Raw genomic sequence first — 15999 nt, forward strand, 5'->3', positions numbered from 1 at the left:
TCAGAACAGAAAGTGGAAGGTGAAACGCATGAATAAGGTCAAGGTTGGAAATTTCATGATCGGCGAGGGAGAGCCCCTCGCACTGCTCGCAGGTCCCTGTGTCCTTGAGGGCATGGATCGCTGCCTGCTGATCGGGCGCACGATCAAGGAAATCTGCGGCCGTCTCGGCATCAACTACGTGTTCAAGGCTTCGTTCGATAAGGCAAACCGCTCCTCGTACCACAGCTTCCGCGGCCCCGGACTCAAGAAGGGACTCGAGATGCTGCAGGAGATCAAGGAGACGCTCGATGTGCCCATCGTGACGGACATCCACGAGACGACGCAGGCAGAGCCTGTCTCTAAGGTGGCCGACATCTTGCAGATCCCGGCCTTCCTCTGCCGCCAGACGGACCTACTGCACGCCGCTGCCCAGACGGGCCGCGTCGTCAACGTCAAGAAGGGCCAGTTCCTCGCGCCGGAGGACATGCGCAATGTCGTCGACAAGCTGCACGAGTGCGGCTGTGAGCAGATGCTCTTGACGGAGCGCGGCGCTTCGTTTGGCTACCACAACCTCGTCGTCGACATGCGCAGCCTGCCGATCATGCGCAGCCTCGGCTATCCTGTCGTCTTTGACGGCACGCACAGTGTCCAGCTGCCGGGCGGCAATGGCACGACGTCCTCTGGCAACCGCGAGTACGTCGAGTACCTCGTGCGCGCGGCCGCAGGTGCCGGCATCGACGCACTCTTCCTCGAGGTCCACGACAACCCGGAGGAAGCGCTGTCGGACGGCGCCAACATGGTCTACCTCGACAAGCTTGAGGGCCTGCTGACGGATGCCCTGGCCATCCACAAGATTGTCCATCGCCAGGCATGAGGAGGAAATAGCGTGAGCAAGATCAAAGAGACAGCAATCGAGACATTGGATATCGAGGGCAAGGCGGTCCTCGCACTCAAGGACCGTATCGGCGATGAGTTCGTCGCCGTTGTTAACTGCATCCTCAACTGCCCGGCGCGCGTCGTCGTCACGGGCATGGGCAAATCGGGCCATGTCGGCCGCAAGATCGCGGCGACGCTCGCGAGCACCGGCACGCCCGCCTTCTTCCTGCACCCGGCCGAGGCGTTCCACGGTGATCTCGGCATGGTGACGGAGAACGACGTCGTCATCGCCATCTCCAACAGCGGCGAGTCGACGGAGATCGTCAACATCCTGCCGATCATCCGCCGCATCGGCGCGACGATCGTCGCGATGTGCGGCCGCCGCGAGTCGCAGCTCGGCAAGTTCAGCGACCACTTCATCGACATCAGTGTCGAGCGCGAGGCGTGCCCTCTGGGGCTCGCGCCGACGGCCAGCACGACGGCGACGCTCGCCATGGGCGATGCCATCGCCATGGCCCTGATGGCGGAGCGCAACTTCACGAGCCAGGATTTTGCGATGTTCCATCCGGGCGGAGCGCTCGGACGCCGCCTGCTGCTGAAGGTCGAGAACGTCATGCACACAGGCAAGGACAACCCGCTGATCCACTGCGGCAAGACGGTCAAGGACGCGCTGTTCGTCATGACGGACAAGGGACTCGGCGCCGTCTCGGTTGTCGACGATTCGGGCAAATTCGTCGGGCTCATCACCGACGGCATCATCCGCCGCGCCCTCGCGAAGGACTACAAGTTCCTCGATGAGGCTGTGGAGAAGATCATGTTCACGGAGCCGCTGACGATCGCACCGCAGCAGATGGCGGCCGCCGCGCTCTCTGTCATGGAGAAGCACAAGCCACGCCCTGTCACGGTCCTGCCGGTCATCGATGAGAAGGGCGCACCAGTCGGCATCGTCCACCTGACCGACCTCCTGCGCCAGGGAGTAGTCTGATATGGAATTTCAAGAAGACGCGCTGGAGCGCGCAAAACGAGTCAAGCTCATCATCTTCGATGTCGACGGTGTCCTGACGGACGGCGGCATCTACATCGGAGCTGATGGCGAGCTCTTCAAGCCCTTCTTCTGCCGCGATGGCCTGGGCATCACGCTCGCGCGCCGCGCGGGCCTGAAGACGGCCATCATCACGGGGCGCCAGTCGGAGCACCTCCGCTACCGCGCCAAGGAGCTGCACATCACCGAGGTCTACCAGGGCAATCTCGACAAGCGCGAGGCCTACAGAGACCTCAAGGCGAAGCTGGGGCTTGCGGACGAGGAGATCGCGTATTTCGGCGACGACCTCGTCGACCTGCCCATCATGGGGCAGGTCGGTTTCCCCGCAGCTGTCGGCGACGCCGTGCAGGAAGTGCGCGAGGCCGCCGTCCTGCAGTCGGACTATCCGGGTGGGCACGGTGCCGTGCGCCAGCTCATCGAGTTCATCCTCAAGGCGCAGGGCAAGTGGCAAGGTTTGGTCAGAGGTTTCCAGGCGAAGACGAGCATGGACGGCCTTGCCCAGTGAGTATGCGAAGACGAAGACATAAGACAGAAGGCATTGGAGGCATTTTTTCATGCAGTATAAACTCGTGATGTTCTTGAGCAAAGTGGCCTGCCACACGCCATACCGGCTGCTGATGGCCGTCGGCTGGGTGCTCGGCAATCTCTACTATCTCCTGATCAAGAAGGAGCGCGAACGCGCCGTATCGCAGATGATGCCAGCGCTCGGCATCGAGGAGCCGGAAGCCCGCCATCTCGTGCGGCTGTCCTTCATCAACCTTGCCCGCAATGTCTTGGAAATCCTCTACATGCCGCATCTGAGCGAGAAGAATTTCGGCGAGTACATCGAGATCGACCATCTTGAGCGGCTGACGGACGCGCTGGCAGAGGGGCACGGCGTTGCCATCGTCACGGGCCACATCGGCACGTGGGAGTGGCTGTCGGCCGCCTTCACATTGAACGGCCTGCCGGTCACGGCCATCGCCAAGCCGCAGCCGAACATGCAGTACACGTACGCGCTCAACGACCTGCGCAAGACAATCCACGTCGAGATTTTCTCGCGCGGCACGAGTGAGCTCATCGCGGCGGCACGCGCTTTGAAGAGCGGCAAGATCCTCGGCTTCCTCGTCGACCAGGATGCCGGCCCGGGCGGCGCATTCCTGCCGTTCCTCGGCCGCATCGCGGCGACGCCGATGGGCCCGGCTGTATTCGCGCGCAAGTTCAATTCCCCCGTCGTGCCGGCCTTCATCCTGCGCCAGCCGAACGGCAAGCATAAGGTCGTCGTCGGCGAGGTCATGCGCTATGAGGACACGGGCGACACGGACAAGGATCTCTTCGACTTCACCGCCCGCATGACGAAGGTCGTCGAGCAGATCATCCGCGACAATCCGACACAGTGGCTCTGGTTCCAGAAGCGCTGGAACACGAAGCCTGAGCAGCAGAAGACGGGCAAGCATCACACGGTAAGGGGGCAGGACGAGCAGAAATGAATGGCAAGCAGAAGACATTGGTCGCACTCGGCATCCTGTTCTTTGCCTGCGTGGTCATCTGGGCCGTGCGGACGGTGCCGGAGACGCCGAAGATCGACCATTCCGATGACGATCAGCCGCGCATCATGTCGTACGACAACAACACGATCAGCGAGGAGAAGGACGGCGTCAAGATCTGGGACCTCACGGCGGACCACATCGATGTCGACATCGACTCGCGCAATGCAGAGCTGACAGGCCTGACGGGCCACTTCTACCAGAAAGATGGCCGCTCGGCTGAGGTCAAGGCTGACCACGGCTCGTACGACAATGAGACGAAGGACATCAAGATCGACGGCAACGTCCAGATCACGACGAGCGACGGCGCGGAGCTGACGAGCGATGAGCTCTTATGGACAGCAGAGCAGGGCATGCTCTCGGCCATCGGCCAGGCGAAGGTGTCGAATGACACGATCCGTGCCTGGGGCGAGCGCATCGACAGCACGGACGGCTTCAACAAGATCAAGATCTCCGGCAAGGCACACATCGAGAAACTCATGGAGGGGGCAGAACAGAAATGAAGAACAAGAAAATGAAGGGCATGCTCGCAGCAGTTGCAGCCATCCTGTCCCTGCACATGGGCACGCTCTACGCAGCAGAGGGAGTGCCTGCATCGCTCGATGCCGACACGCTCGAATACGACATGCGCACGGGCGAGGCCACGGCGACGGGCTACGTGCTCCTGACGCGCGGCGACTCGCACGTCACGGGCAATCGCGCGACCTACAACTCGAAGACGCAGGCCGCGACGGTCGAGGGCAATGTCATCGCCGTCTATCAGGGCACGCGTCTGACCTGCGACTATTTGATGTCGGACGGCCAGGAGCACATGATGGCCCAGGGCAATGTCCGCGGCTCGCGCGACGACAAGACGTTCTCCGGTGAGCAGGTCGACTATTTCCCGCAGCAGAATGACTACATCGTCATCGACCGCGGCGGCCAGCTCACGAGCGGTGACGACACGTTCACGGCGGACCGCATCTACGGCTGGCTCAAGGACGAGCACTACATCGGCGAGGGCAATGCGCATGTCGTGAGCCCGTCGCGCGCGATGGAGGCCGGCGGCGACCAGATGGACTACTACGGCAAGGAGCAGGGCAAGGCCGTCATCACGGGCAATGCCTGGGCCGTACAGGAAAATAACACGATGCGTAGCAACCGCATGACGATTTATCTTGCCGACGACGGGTCAGCTAAGGTAAAATAAGGCAATAAAGGTAAATAAAGGTACAAGAGAAGATAGAGCGATGAGCGAGGATGCTGCGGCGCCTGGCTGCAGTATGTTGGAGGGCACGATTTTGCATATCGAGGCAAGGAATCTGGTAAAGACATTCAAGAAGCGCACGGTCGTCGACCGCGTTTCCCTGCGCGTGGACAAGGGGGAGATCGTCGGCCTGCTCGGGCCGAACGGCGCGGGCAAGACGACGACGTTCTACATGATCGTCGGACTCGAGCGCCCGACGTCCGGCGAGGTGTTCCTCTCGGACATCAACATCACGGATGAGCCGATGTACCACCGGGCCGCGCTCGGCATCAGCTACCTCACGCAGGAGGCCTCGATCTTCCGCAAGCTCACGGTCGAGGAGAACATCATGGCCATCCTCGAGACGACGAAGCTCTCGAAGGCCGAGCAGAAGGACAAGTTCGAGGAACTGCTCGAGGAGTTCCACATCGGCCACGTGCGCGAGCGCAAGGGGACGGAGCTCTCAGGCGGCGAGCGCCGCCGTGTGGAAATCGCGCGCTGCCTGGCGCTCGAGCCGCAGTTCATCCTGCTCGACGAGCCGTTCGCCGGCGTCGACCCGCTGGCCGTCGCCGACATCCAGGAGATCGTCCAGTACCTCAAGGAACGCGGCATGGGCATCCTGATCACCGACCACAACGTCCGCGAGACGCTGCAGATCGTCGACCGTGCCTACATCCTCAATAGCGGCAAGATCCTCTTGGAGGGCGACAGCCAGACGATCGCGAACAGCCCGGTTGCCAAGAAGTTCTACCTCGGCGATAATTTCACACTGTAACGGGGAGTCAGCAAATGCACATCAGAATCTTAGACAAATACATATTCCGGGAGGTCTTCAAGGCCTTCATCTTCGGCATCTGCGCATTCTCTGCTGTCTTCATCGGTTCGGGTACGCTCTTCAAGATCGCCAAGTACATCACAGACTACGGCGCATCTCTTTCGGCCGTCATCAAGATTTTCATCTTCGGCCTGCCGTCGGTCATCATGTGGACCTTCCCAATGTCCATGCTGCTAGCGACGCTCTTGACGTTCGGGCGCCTCTCGAGCTCGAGCGAGATCACGGCGATGAAGTCGTGCGGCATCGGCTTTTACCGCATCGCGGCACCGGCCGTGCTCATGGGCCTCATCGTCAGCATCTGCGCGATCGCCTTCAACGAGTACGTCGTGCCGTGGGCCAACACGGCCTACCGCAACGTGCTCTACTACGAGATCCAGGGCAACAACGGCATGAAGTCGCAGGAGCACATCATCCTCAAGGATATCCAGGACGGCAAGATCCAGCGCCTCGTCTACGCGCGCCGCTATGACGGCGACACGCAGACCTTGCAGGGCGTGACCATGCAGGACTTCAATGAAGATGGCAAGGTCAGCCACGTCGAGAACGCGGAGTACGCTGAGTACAGCATGAACAAGTGGATCATGCACAACGGCATGCTCTACGACATCTCGGAGGGCCAGAGCGAGCACAGCATGCGCTTTGACACGCAGGTCCTGCCCATCAAGGCCAACCCAAAGCAGATCGTGCGCGAGCAGAAGGATCCAGAGGAGCTCACGATGAAGGAGCTGCGCGCGCAGATCAACATCATGAAGACGCAGTACGTCGACACCAACAAGCTCGAGGCTGAGCTCTACCAGCGCATCACCGTGCCGATGGCCAGCCTGATCTTCGCCCTCATCGGCGTGCCGCTCGGGCTGCAGCCGACGCGCAACAGCTCGTCGGCGGGCTTCGCGATGAGCGTCATCATCATCTTCTTCTACTACGCGCTGATGACGATGGGCAATGCTCTGGCACGCAGCGGCGCCGTCGCGCCGATGCTCGCCGTCTGGATCCCGAACATCGTCGGGCTCATCGCGGGCTTCATCCTCATACGCAGGGCTTCGCGCTGACCCAAAGCGCATCATCAAGCTCCAAGATCAAGGAAAGGTGGTAAATACAGGATGTATGGTGTCCTACTCATCGTCGTACTCATCATCACGGGCGGAGCCATCGCCTTCATCGGCGACCGCCTGGGCTCGAAGGTTGGCAAGAAGAAGCTGTCGATCTTTGGCCTGCGCCCGCGGCATACATCCATCATCGTGACAATCTTCACGGGGGTATGCATCACGACCCTGACCTTCGGCGTCATGGCGGCTGCTTCGCAGAATGTGCGCACGGCGCTCTTCGGCATGGAGAAGCTCAACCAGAAGATGAAGACGACGCAGGCAAGCCTCAACCAGGCCACGGAGGACCTGCAGGCGGCACAGCAGCAGCAGCAGGAAGCGAACGACGCGCTCGACCAGTCGCGCAAGGATGTCGAGACGCTCAAGGCACAGCAGCAGGAGCTCGAGGCAGAGTCGCAGCGCCTGCAGGAGGGCAATCGCCTCCTGGAGCTCGCAAAGGCTGAACTCATGCAGCGCAACGACGCGCTCGTCGCGCAGAACGACCAGCTCGGGCAGCAGAACAGCTCACTTTCTTCTGCCAACACCGCACTGCAGGGCCAGAATTCGCTGCTGACCGGCAAGAATGAGGAGCTCACGGGCAAGAACGCGAGCCTGACGGCCGACAACAAGGACCTCGAGACGCGCAACCAGGATCTGCGCAACGGACTCTTGACGATCCGCGAGGGCGACATCGTCTTCCGCGCCGGCGAGGTCATCGCGAGCGGCGTCATCCGCGGCAACCGCCCGGCAGCCGAGGTCGACAAGGACCTCCAGTCACTGGCGCAGCTTGCGAGCCGCAATGTCTCGTCGCGCCTTGGCCGCAATGTCTCCGACAAGGACGTCTGGATCTACAAGCCGGAGTACAATTCGGCCGTACAGGCCATCGCGAGCAGTCCGCAGGACATGGTCGTGCGCATCGTGGCGGCCGGCAACCTCGTGCGCGGCGAGGAAGTGCGCGCCTCGCTCGAGCTCTACAAGAACAGCATCATCTACAAGGACCGCGAGTTCATCCTCGCGCGTCCAATCGCGCTCAAGGGCACCGGCAGCGGTGGCGCTGAGCAGGCTGTCATGAGCTTCCTCAAGGAGGTCAATGCGGCGGCATCGGCCAAGGGTATCCTGCCCGATCCGATCCGCGGCTCCATCGGCGTCATGGACGGCGCGCAGTTCTACGAGGTCGTCAACGCCATCAACGGCATGCACGGCACGGTCGTGCTCTCCGCCTACGCTAAGGGCGATACGGACGCGCTCGGACCGCTGCGCCTGATCATCAAGGAAGAACAGATGCCAGATCAGCCGTGAAGATAAGCAGGGCTCTGCAAGGCCGACAGCCTGTGCAGGGCCCCTTTTGCTGTCCGGCGCACAGTCGAGGCAGCAAGAGCAGAGAGAATCAAGAAAGGAAATGCACCGTGGATACTGTAGATACGATGGACACCATGGAACGGGAACGGATCGCGGCACTCGATCCCGGACGCGAGAAGTGCGGCTTTGCTGTGCTCACGCTGGACGGCAGCGTCCTCCTGCAGCGCGTCATCGAGACGGCGAAGCTCGAGCAGGAAGTCAGGGCGGCGCAGCAGTCGTACGGCTTCTCTGTGCTTGTCGAGGGCAATGGCACGACGAGCCGCGAGGCGCGCGCGCGCCTCAAGGAGGCCCTGCCAGACCTTCGCATCGAGGTTATCGACGAGTACCGGACGACGGACCTCGCCAAGAAGGCGTACTGGAGGGCCAAGCCGCCGCGCGGTTGGAGGCGGCTGCTGCCGGTGACCATGCAGGTACCGCCAGAGCCTGTCGACGACTTCGTCGCCGTCATCCTCGCATCACGCTATATAGAAAGCATCGAACAAAAAGGAGACTACCATCATGAATGAGAAACAGCAGCGTCCCGACTGGACGGAATACTTCCTCGACATCGCCAAGGCCGTCGGCCGCCGCGCGACCTGCCTGCGACGCCGTTACGGCGCAATCATCGTCAAGGACAAGATCATCATCAGCACGGGCTACAATGGCGCGCCGCGCGGTGAGGCCAACTGCATCGATACGGGCAACTGCGAGCGCGAGCGCCTCCACGTGCCGAAGGGGCAGAACTACGAGCTCTGCGTCGCTGTCCATGCCGAGCAGAATGCCATCATCAACGCCGATTCCGCCGCGATGGAGGGCGCGACGATCTACATCGTCGGCGTCAACGCCGACGGCAGCCTCGCGTCGGGCAAGCCGTGCCTGCTCTGCCGCCGCATGCTGCGCAATGCGAAGCTTGCCAGGGTTGTCTACTACGAGACGGATGGCAGCATCGTGAGCTGCCGCCCCGACGAGATCCACGACTGACAAATGATTGACAGTGTCATGGCCTTGCGTTAAAATAGGTTTGTTATAATGGATGGCACCCTGGATGCCCTGCGGCATCGCAGGAGTGCAGCTGTGTATTCGAGAAAAAGGAGTGCGCTTGTATGCCAGTCTATATGTTGGCGTTCATCATCGCTGCCGGTGTGGCACTGCTGGTGACGCCTGGTGTCATCTGCCTTGCGGGGAAGACGGGAGCCATGGATGCCCCGGATGCGAGAAAGGTCCACAAGAAGCCAATCCCGCGCATCGGCGGTATCGGCATCTACGTCGCCTTCATGGTGGCAATCCTCAGCGTCCTGGCGTTCACCGAGGTTTCGCCGGAGGTGCTCTATGAGATCATTGGCCTCCTGGTCGGCGGCTCGATCATCTTCATCGTCGGCCTCATCGACGACTACGTCAACCTGCCGGCCAAGGTGAAGCTCCTGGGCCAGATCATCGCGGCCTGCGTGCTCGTCTTTGCCTTTGATGTCCGCATCGATTTCATCACGGATCCGTTCGGCGACTACATCTACCTCGAGTTCCTCGCCATCCCGGCGACGATCTTCTGGCTCGTCGGCCTGACGAATACGGTCAACCTCATCGACGGCCTCGACGGCCTCGCCGCAGGCGTCTCGACGATCGCGTCCATCACGATCTTCCTCGTGGCACTGCAGCAGGGCATCATCCTCGTCGCCGTGCTGACGGCCGCGCTTGCCGGCGCAGCGTTCGGCTTTCTGTACTACAACTTCAATCCGGCTAAGATCTTCATGGGCGATTCGGGCAGCCAGTTCCTCGGCTTCATGCTCGCGGGCATCTCGGTCATCGGCGCCGTCAAGAGCGCCGCGACGATCGCGCTGATCGTGCCAATCCTGGCGCTCGGCCTGCCGATCCTCGACACGACGTTCGCCATCGTGCGCCGCTACCGCGGCGGCGTGCCGATCTTCAAGCCGGATAAGGGACATCTCCATCACCGTCTGCTCGATCTCGGTTTCTCGCAGCGCCAGGCCGTCCTGCTGATGTACGTCATCAGCGCGCTCTTGGGTCTCAGCGCTGTGGCCCTGACGGAAGTCAGCAGCCAGATCGCCATCGCGATTGTCTGCGTCGTTGTGGCCGTCGTGCTCATCGGCGCCAAGAAACTCGGGATCTTCCATATGAAGGATTCTGCACACCAGCACTGAAAAGAGGAGGTCTTGCAGTGGAAAAGAAGAAGATCAAGGTCATGACGGTCTTCGGCACGCGCCCGGAGGCAATCAAGATGGCACCAATCGTGCTCGAGCTCCAGAAGCATCCGGACACCATCCTGCCGGTCGTGGCCGTCACGGCACAGCATCGCGAGATGCTCGATCAGGTACTCAATCTCTTCCAGATCAAACCGGACCATGATCTCAACATCATGGCGGCCGGCCAGACACTTTTTGACATCACGACGCGAGCCATGATGGGCCTCGACAAGGTCCTGACGGAGGAGAAGCCGGACATCGTGCTCGTCCACGGCGACACGACGACGACATTCGCCGGCGCACTCGCTGCCTATTACCATCAGACGGCCGTCGGCCACGTCGAGGCGGGCTTGCGCACCCACAACAAGTACTCGCCGTTCCCCGAGGAGATGAACCGCCGACTGACAGGCTGCATCGCCGACCTCAACTTCGCGCCGACGAGCACGTCGGAGGCTAATCTGCTCGCAGAGAATGTGCCGCCCGAGTCCATCTTCGTCACGGGCAACACAGTCATCGATGCGTTGCACCACACGGTGCGCGATGACTTTGACTTCCAGGAGGAAGCCCTCAAGGACGTCGACTTCCAAAACAAGCGCATCATCCTCGTCACGACGCACCGCCGCGAGAACCTCGGCGAGCCGATGCGCCATGTCTACAAGGCGCTCAAGCAGCTGACGGAGGAGTTCGACGACGTCGAGGTCGTCTTCCCCGTCCACAAGAACCCGAAGGTCCGCGAAGTCGTCAACGAAGAACTCGGCGGGCTCGCGAAGGTCCACCTCATCGATCCGCTCGACTACGAGCCGTTTGCCAACCTCATGCACAAGGCGCACCTGATCCTCACGGATTCGGGCGGCGTCCAGGAGGAGGCGCCGGCGCTCGGTAAGCCGGTCCTCGTGCTGCGTGATACGACGGAGCGCCCGGAGGCAGTCGATGCCGGTACGGTCAAGCTCATCGGCACGGACCGCGAGCGCGTCTACGAAGAGGCGAAGAAGCTCTTGACGGACGAGGCGGAGTACAGCCGCATGGCTGAATCGGTCAATCCGTACGGCGACGGCAAGGCAGCCGCGCGCATCATCCAGGCCATCCTCTACCACTACGGACTGGCAGACGGCCGACCGGATGTCTTTGAAGGCTAAGCGATATAAGCCCTCCCTATGGGAGGGCTTTTTTGGTACAAGCGCACCATAAATCCGATTTTGCAGTACGATGAAATTCTTTTATGTGCCTGTCGGTTTTTATCGAATCTGCAAGGTGCATGGTAGAATGAAAAGAGGGGTTCAAATGGACGAGAAAAACAAGGACACGACGCATGAGATGCTGCGCACGGGCCTGCGCCAGGCCATCAAGGCTTTCGCTGTCTTGAGTGGCGTCGGCATCTACCTCGCCGTCTTCGTCGGCATCTGTCTGTTCCTCGGGAATCTGGCGGACACGTATCTCTTGGGCGGCGGCTATGCAGGCAAGCTCACGGGCATCCTCGTCGGCTTCCCCGGCGCCTTCTACACCCTGTTCCGTCAGCTCAAGCAGAACGGGATTGTCTGAGGGAAGTCAGGCATCTTACTGTCGCAATCGCAAGACTTTTTTGTTTGGTGAAAAAAAGCTTGCCATCTGGGTGCCTATCGCATATAATAGTCATTGCGATAAATCAATAGTAAACAATACCGATGATTTATCCTACTATAAATACTTCTTATCGATATTGTCCGTGATAATAGAAAACATCGATGCTTTCTTTTTGCAGATGGCAGGATTCTTGTCACGCATGTCGAATTGGAAGAAGAAAGAGGAGACCTTGGCTTCCTCGCATCCACATGATATTCATCAAAGACGGCGCCTGCCGTCGTCAGAGGAGGAATATGAAACAGATTTTATCGGTCTTCATGAAGCGCCTCGCGATTGTCCTTGGGCTTGCGGCGCTGATGATCGGCAGCCTTCTGCTCGCGAGAGGAGAAGGGCAGCTCATCGGCGCACTCTTCCTCGGCTATTTCGCGGCGCTGGTATTTGTCTGGAACATGGCCTGGCGCCTCTGGCGCCTGACGTACATGCAGAGTGGCGGCAAGAGGCAGATGCTCTGGGGCATGGTGCTCCGGATGCTCGTGCTCTTCCTCGTCCTGCTCGTCGCGGTGACGATCTCCGTACCGGTATTCCTCGTCACGGCGCTCGGTTTTCTCGTCTGCTATGGACTCGCCCTGTTCCTGCTGATCCACATGAACCTCGGTAAAAAATAATTTGGGTTTTACCTAGGAGGGAGGTATAGGTTATGCATGAAATTGGTGTTCGCGAAGTAGTGCATTTCGCCGGGTTGACATTCAACTGGGAGACCCTTTGCATGACTTGGCTCACGATGGCGATCGTCATCCTGATCTCATGGCTGGCAACGCGGAACCTCAAGATGATTCCGACGGGCTGGCAGAATGTGGTGGAGATCCTCGTCTCGTGGCTCGACACGCAGGTGAGCTCCATGATGGGCAAGCGGGGACTGTTCCTGGCGCCGTTCATCATGTCGCTGTTCATGTTCCTGCTGACGTCAAACTGGCTGGGACTCATCCCGACGTTGTCTTCGCCGACGAATGACTTGAACACCACCTTGGGGCTGGCGCTGCTCGTCGTCGTACTGGTACACGTACTGGGTGTCCACATGAAGGGCGGTCATTATATCGCGCATTTCTTCAAGCCGACGCCGGTATTTGTCATCATCAACGCGATCGAAGAGATTGCCAAGCCAATCACGCTGTCGTTCCGTCTATTCGGCAACATCCTGGCAGGTGAGATCTTGATCATCATCCTGCTCAAGCTGATGCCGATCTGGATGCCGATCCCGTCAGTCATCTGGCTGGCATTCAGTATCTTTGTCGGCGGAGTCCAGGCGTTCATCTTCACGATGCTGTCGATGGCTTACCTTGCGAATGCAGTCAAGGAAGATGAAGAAGAGTCGTGATGTCTGTCGCATGGTGTAAAAAAGCATTGTTCATTCCGTATTCTGTTTTTAATTGTTGAATCAAGGAGGATCTTTTCATGGAAAACGCAATCATGGTCGCAGCAGCTCTCGTAGGTGCAGGTCTTTGCATGGGTTTGGCTGCAGTCGGCGCTGGCCTCGGTGATGGTCTTGTCACGAGCCGCTTTATCGAAGGTATCACGCGTCAGCCGGAAGCACAGAGCAAGCTCTTCACGAATACGCTGATCTCCGTCGGCCTCATCGAGTCCATGGCAATCATCGCAACGGTCGTTGCCCTGATCATGCTCTATGCGAACCCGCTCATCAAATAATTCCATTTTGATGAAGAACGTAAAAGGGGGGCATAGCAATTGATAGATATCAATGCCACATTGATCGCTCAGATCTTGAACTTCTTGATCTTGGCTGGTCTCCTTCGTGCTGTTGCCTATAAACCGGTCGTGCGGATGCTCAAAGCTCGTCAGGACCGCATCCAGGAAAGCCTCGACAAGGCGGATGCAGATGCTGAGGAAGCCGACAAGCTCCTGGCTGAGTACAAGGCAAAACTTGCGGAGGCGAACGTCAAGGCGGAGAACATCGTCCTGATGGCCGAGAAGCGTGCAAGTGAGGAGCGCGAGGCAAAGCGCGCTGAAGTCAAGCGCGAGATTGAACAGATGCGCAAGGCAGCAAAGGCTGAGATCGACCGTGAGCGCGAGCATGCGGTCCAGCAGCTGCGCACCGAGATGATTACGCTGTCCATGGCAGCCGCCGGTAAGATCGTTGCTAAGAACATGGACAAGTCCGAGAACGAAGCGCTGATCTCGGATTTCGTCAAGGAACTCGACAAGGACAAGATTGGTGATCTGCCATGCTAAACTTACAGCTTGTACGGAAATACGCCAAGGCAATCTTCGAGATTGCGCAGGAAGAGGAAAAGCTCGTGGAGTATGGCGATGAACTCAAGGCTGCGCGCGAGGGCATCGAGTCCGTGCCGCAGGCGATGGAGTTCTTCTCCAATCCGCAGGTTGATCCGAAGCAGAAGAAGGAGCTCCTGCAGAAATGCTTCAAGAAAGAGCTCTCGAAGAACGTGTACCATTTCCTGCTGCTGCTGGTCGACAAGCACCGCTTCGTGCTGTTCCCGGCAATAGTGGATGAGTACCGCGTGCTCTCGAATGAAGCCAGGGGCATCCTGATCGCGGACGTGACGACGGTCGCGCCTGCCTCGAAGAAGCAGCAGAAGGCCATCGCAGACAAATTGGAACAGATAACGGGCAAGAAGGTGGAGCTCCGCCTCCACGAGGACAAGTCCCTTATCGGCGGCGTCGTCGTCAAGATCGGTGACCGCCGCATCGATGGCAGTGTCGCTGGCCGTCTCGAGACGATGAAGAGAAAATTACTGGCTAACGAGTGATGAAACTGGGGTGACAGCGAAGTTATGAAAATGAATCCGGAAGAAATAACGGCCATCATCAAGGACCAGATCAAGAATTACGATGTGGACCTCAATGTTGATGATGTTGGTTCCGTTATCGAGATCGGTGACGGCATCGCGCATATCCATGGCCTCGATAAGGCTATGGCGGGCGAGCTGCTCGATTTCGGCAATGATATTTATGGTCTGGTCCTGAACCTTGAGCAGGACAACGTCGGTGCCGTTATCTTAGGCGGCGAGACGAAAATCAAAGAGGGCTCGCAGGTCAAGCGCACGGGCCGCATCATGCAGGTTCCTGTCGGTGAGGCCATGATCGGCCGCGTCGTCGATGCCCTCGGCCGTCCAATCGACGGCAAGGGCAAGATCGAGACGACGGAGACGCGTCCGGTCGAGTACCCGGCACCGGGCATCGCAGACCGCAAGCCGGTCAAGGAGCCGCTGCAGACGGGCATCAAGGCCATCGACGCCCTCGTACCGATCGGCCGCGGCCAGCGCGAGCTCATCATCGGTGACCGCGGCATCGGCAAGACGGCCATCGCCATCGACACGATCCTCAACCAGCACGACCAGAACTGCATCTGCGTCTACGTCGCCATCGGCCAGAAGGCCTCGACGGTCGCGCGCGTCGTCAAGACGCTCGAAGAGCGCGGCGCCATGGACTACACGATCGTCGTCGCTGCTACGGCTGCTGACAGCTCGCCGCTGCAGTACCTCGCACCGTATGCCGGTGTCGCTATGGCTGAGCACTTCATGTATCAGGGCAAGGCCTGCCTCTGCGTCTACGATGACCTCACGAAGCACGCAGCTGCTTACCGCGCCATGTCCCTGCTGCTCCGCAGACCGCCAGGACGTGAAGCATATCCGGGCGATGTCTTCTACTTGCATTCCCGCCTGCTCGAGCGCGCAGCGAAGCTCAACGATGAGCTCGGCGGCGGCTCCATCACGGCTCTGCCGATCATCGAGACGCAGGCCGGCGACCTCTCGGCCTACATCCCGACGAACGTCATCTCCATCACGGACGGCCAGATCATGCTCGAGACGGACTCCTTCTATTCTGGTATCCGCCCGGCCATCAACGTCGGCCTCTCCGTATCGCGTGTCGGCGGTTCGGCTCAGATCAAGGCCATGAAGCAGGTAGCAGGTACCCTGCGCCTCGACCTCGCGCAGTACCGCGAGCTCGCAGCGTTCTCGCAGTTCGCCTCGGACCTCGACAAGGAGACGAAGGCACAGCTCGACCGCGGTATCCGCATGGTCGAGACGCTGAAGCAGCCGCAGTACAGCCCGCTGCTCGTCCAGGAACAGGTCATGGTCATCTACACGGCCGCCAAGGGCTATCTCGTTGATATCCCGGTCGAGAAGGTCGTCGAGTTCCAGACGGACTTCCTGAAGTTCATGCGCACGCAGCATCCGGAAGTCGCACAGAAGATCATTGACCAGAAGAAACTCGATGATGCTCTGGAGACGGAGCTCAAGAACGCGATCGTGGAGTTCAAGGAAACTGTACCGTATAAAATGGCGTAAGGCGAGGTGATTC

The 15999-nt window shown here is 59.8% G+C and carries 20 protein-coding genes; all 20 read left to right on the top strand.

The features are described 5' to 3' along the window. Positions 1 to 28 precede the first annotated feature (28 nt). The 20 genes from kdsA (at position 29) to atpA (ending at position 15986) form a co-directional block, all read left to right on the top strand. On the top strand, positions 29 to 853 hold the full coding sequence (gene kdsA / locus QDI87_RS08250) for a 3-deoxy-8-phosphooctulonate synthase (protein WP_036375701.1): 825 nt from the start codon (positions 29 to 31) through the stop codon (positions 851 to 853). A 12-nt stretch (positions 854 to 865) separates the two neighbouring features. Beyond that, positions 866 to 1840: a KpsF/GutQ family sugar-phosphate isomerase gene (locus QDI87_RS08255; protein WP_036375703.1), complete on the top strand. Its 975-nt coding sequence runs from the start codon at positions 866 to 868 to the stop codon at positions 1838 to 1840. 1 nt (position 1841) lies between these two features. Next, complete coding sequence (locus QDI87_RS08260) at positions 1842 to 2402, top strand: KdsC family phosphatase (protein ID WP_278742897.1); 561 nt, start codon at positions 1842 to 1844, stop codon at positions 2400 to 2402. Positions 2403 to 2451: 49 nt separating this feature from the next. Next, a complete protein-coding gene (locus QDI87_RS08265) occupies positions 2452 to 3366 on the top strand; it encodes a lysophospholipid acyltransferase family protein (RefSeq protein ID WP_036375709.1) in 915 nt (304 codons plus the stop codon). Further along, positions 3363 to 3926, top strand: a complete 564-nt coding sequence (gene lptC / locus QDI87_RS08270) for an LPS export ABC transporter periplasmic protein LptC (RefSeq protein WP_055161211.1) — start codon at positions 3363 to 3365, stop codon at positions 3924 to 3926. Before QDI87_RS08265 ends, lptC begins: the two co-directional genes overlap by 4 nt. Beyond that, a complete protein-coding gene (locus QDI87_RS08275) occupies positions 3923 to 4612 on the top strand; it encodes an LptA/OstA family protein (RefSeq protein WP_055161208.1) in 690 nt (229 codons plus the stop codon). The genes lptC and QDI87_RS08275 overlap by 4 nt, the downstream gene beginning before the upstream one ends. Before the next feature lie 91 nt (positions 4613 to 4703). After that, positions 4704 to 5423, top strand: a complete 720-nt coding sequence (lptB, locus tag QDI87_RS08280; RefSeq protein ID WP_036375879.1) for an LPS export ABC transporter ATP-binding protein — start codon at positions 4704 to 4706, stop codon at positions 5421 to 5423. Between the two features lie 14 nt (positions 5424 to 5437). After that, the gene (gene lptG / locus QDI87_RS08285; protein WP_036375718.1) at positions 5438 to 6532 is read left to right on the top strand and encodes an LPS export ABC transporter permease LptG; all 1095 of its coding nucleotides are present in this window, start codon (positions 5438 to 5440) and stop codon (positions 6530 to 6532) included. Positions 6533 to 6583: 51 nt separating this feature from the next. After that, complete coding sequence (locus QDI87_RS08290; RefSeq protein ID WP_255240725.1) at positions 6584 to 7864, top strand: DUF3084 domain-containing protein; 1281 nt, start codon at positions 6584 to 6586, stop codon at positions 7862 to 7864. Between the two features lie 134 nt (positions 7865 to 7998). Then, positions 7999 to 8430, top strand: coding sequence for a pre-16S rRNA-processing nuclease YqgF (locus QDI87_RS08295; protein WP_255240724.1), 432 nt, complete (start codon positions 7999 to 8001; stop codon positions 8428 to 8430). Then, entirely contained in the window at positions 8423 to 8884 is a 462-nt protein-coding gene (locus QDI87_RS08300) for a deoxycytidylate deaminase (RefSeq protein WP_036375721.1), read from the top strand. The genes QDI87_RS08295 and QDI87_RS08300 overlap by 8 nt, the downstream gene beginning before the upstream one ends. A gap of 122 nt (positions 8885 to 9006) precedes the next feature. Then, positions 9007 to 10059, top strand: a complete 1053-nt coding sequence (locus tag QDI87_RS08305) for an MraY family glycosyltransferase (RefSeq protein ID WP_036375723.1) — start codon at positions 9007 to 9009, stop codon at positions 10057 to 10059. 41 nt (positions 10060 to 10100) lie between these two features. Next, positions 10101 to 11237 carry a non-hydrolyzing UDP-N-acetylglucosamine 2-epimerase gene (gene wecB / locus QDI87_RS08310; protein WP_036375885.1) on the top strand — a complete coding sequence of 379 codons (1137 nt, stop codon included), beginning with the start codon at positions 10101 to 10103 and terminating at the stop codon, positions 11235 to 11237. 145 nt (positions 11238 to 11382) lie between these two features. Beyond that, positions 11383 to 11640, top strand: coding sequence for an AtpZ/AtpI family protein (locus tag QDI87_RS08315; RefSeq protein ID WP_036375726.1), 258 nt, complete (start codon positions 11383 to 11385; stop codon positions 11638 to 11640). A gap of 314 nt (positions 11641 to 11954) precedes the next feature. Then, positions 11955 to 12326: a hypothetical protein gene (locus tag QDI87_RS08320; protein ID WP_278742902.1), complete on the top strand. Its 372-nt coding sequence runs from the start codon at positions 11955 to 11957 to the stop codon at positions 12324 to 12326. A gap of 32 nt (positions 12327 to 12358) precedes the next feature. After that, positions 12359 to 13036 (top strand): F0F1 ATP synthase subunit A, encoded by a 678-nt coding sequence (atpB, locus tag QDI87_RS08325; protein WP_036375730.1) that lies wholly within the window; start codon positions 12359 to 12361, stop codon positions 13034 to 13036. Between the two features lie 77 nt (positions 13037 to 13113). Continuing rightward, the gene (gene atpE / locus QDI87_RS08330; RefSeq protein ID WP_036375732.1) at positions 13114 to 13365 is read left to right on the top strand and encodes a F0F1 ATP synthase subunit C; all 252 of its coding nucleotides are present in this window, start codon (positions 13114 to 13116) and stop codon (positions 13363 to 13365) included. 39 nt (positions 13366 to 13404) lie between these two features. Continuing rightward, on the top strand, positions 13405 to 13908 hold the full coding sequence (atpF, locus tag QDI87_RS08335; protein WP_036375735.1) for a F0F1 ATP synthase subunit B: 504 nt from the start codon (positions 13405 to 13407) through the stop codon (positions 13906 to 13908). Then, positions 13902 to 14444: an ATP synthase F1 subunit delta gene (gene atpH / locus QDI87_RS08340; protein WP_036375738.1), complete on the top strand. Its 543-nt coding sequence runs from the start codon at positions 13902 to 13904 to the stop codon at positions 14442 to 14444. Before atpF ends, atpH begins: the two co-directional genes overlap by 7 nt. A 24-nt stretch (positions 14445 to 14468) precedes the next feature. Next, entirely contained in the window at positions 14469 to 15986 is a 1518-nt protein-coding gene (gene atpA / locus QDI87_RS08345; protein ID WP_036375740.1) for a F0F1 ATP synthase subunit alpha, read from the top strand. The last annotated feature ends 13 nt before the right edge of the window (positions 15987 to 15999 follow it).

The sequence above is a fragment of the Mitsuokella jalaludinii genome, assembly GCF_928722185.1.
Lineage (GTDB): Bacteria > Bacillota > Negativicutes > Selenomonadales > Selenomonadaceae > Mitsuokella > Mitsuokella jalaludinii.

Bases quoted from the DNA above. Each gene is read 5' to 3' on its own strand.
- kdsA (WP_036375701.1), top strand. From the start codon at position 29: ATGAATAAGGTCAAGGTTGGAAATTTCATGATCGGCGAGGGAGAGCCC.
- QDI87_RS08260 (WP_278742897.1), top strand. From the start codon at position 1,842: ATGGAATTTCAAGAAGACGCGCTGGAGCGCGCAAAACGAGTCAAGCTC.
- QDI87_RS08265 (WP_036375709.1), top strand. From the start codon at position 2,452: ATGCAGTATAAACTCGTGATGTTCTTGAGCAAAGTGGCCTGCCACACG.
- lptC (WP_055161211.1), top strand. From the start codon at position 3,363: ATGAATGGCAAGCAGAAGACATTGGTCGCACTCGGCATCCTGTTCTTT.
- QDI87_RS08275 (WP_055161208.1), top strand. From the start codon at position 3,923: ATGAAGAACAAGAAAATGAAGGGCATGCTCGCAGCAGTTGCAGCCATC.
- lptG (WP_036375718.1), top strand. From the start codon at position 5,438: ATGCACATCAGAATCTTAGACAAATACATATTCCGGGAGGTCTTCAAG.
- QDI87_RS08290 (WP_255240725.1), top strand. From the start codon at position 6,584: ATGTATGGTGTCCTACTCATCGTCGTACTCATCATCACGGGCGGAGCC.
- QDI87_RS08295 (WP_255240724.1), top strand. From the start codon at position 7,999: ATGGAACGGGAACGGATCGCGGCACTCGATCCCGGACGCGAGAAGTGC.
- QDI87_RS08300 (WP_036375721.1), top strand. From the start codon at position 8,423: ATGAATGAGAAACAGCAGCGTCCCGACTGGACGGAATACTTCCTCGAC.
- QDI87_RS08305 (WP_036375723.1), top strand. From the start codon at position 9,007: ATGCCAGTCTATATGTTGGCGTTCATCATCGCTGCCGGTGTGGCACTG.
- wecB (WP_036375885.1), top strand. From the start codon at position 10,101: ATGACGGTCTTCGGCACGCGCCCGGAGGCAATCAAGATGGCACCAATC.
- QDI87_RS08315 (WP_036375726.1), top strand. From the start codon at position 11,383: ATGGACGAGAAAAACAAGGACACGACGCATGAGATGCTGCGCACGGGC.
- QDI87_RS08320 (WP_278742902.1), top strand. From the start codon at position 11,955: ATGAAACAGATTTTATCGGTCTTCATGAAGCGCCTCGCGATTGTCCTT.
- atpB (WP_036375730.1), top strand. From the start codon at position 12,359: ATGCATGAAATTGGTGTTCGCGAAGTAGTGCATTTCGCCGGGTTGACA.
- atpE (WP_036375732.1), top strand. From the start codon at position 13,114: ATGGAAAACGCAATCATGGTCGCAGCAGCTCTCGTAGGTGCAGGTCTT.
- atpH (WP_036375738.1), top strand. From the start codon at position 13,902: ATGCTAAACTTACAGCTTGTACGGAAATACGCCAAGGCAATCTTCGAG.
- atpA (WP_036375740.1), top strand. From the start codon at position 14,469: ATGAAAATGAATCCGGAAGAAATAACGGCCATCATCAAGGACCAGATC.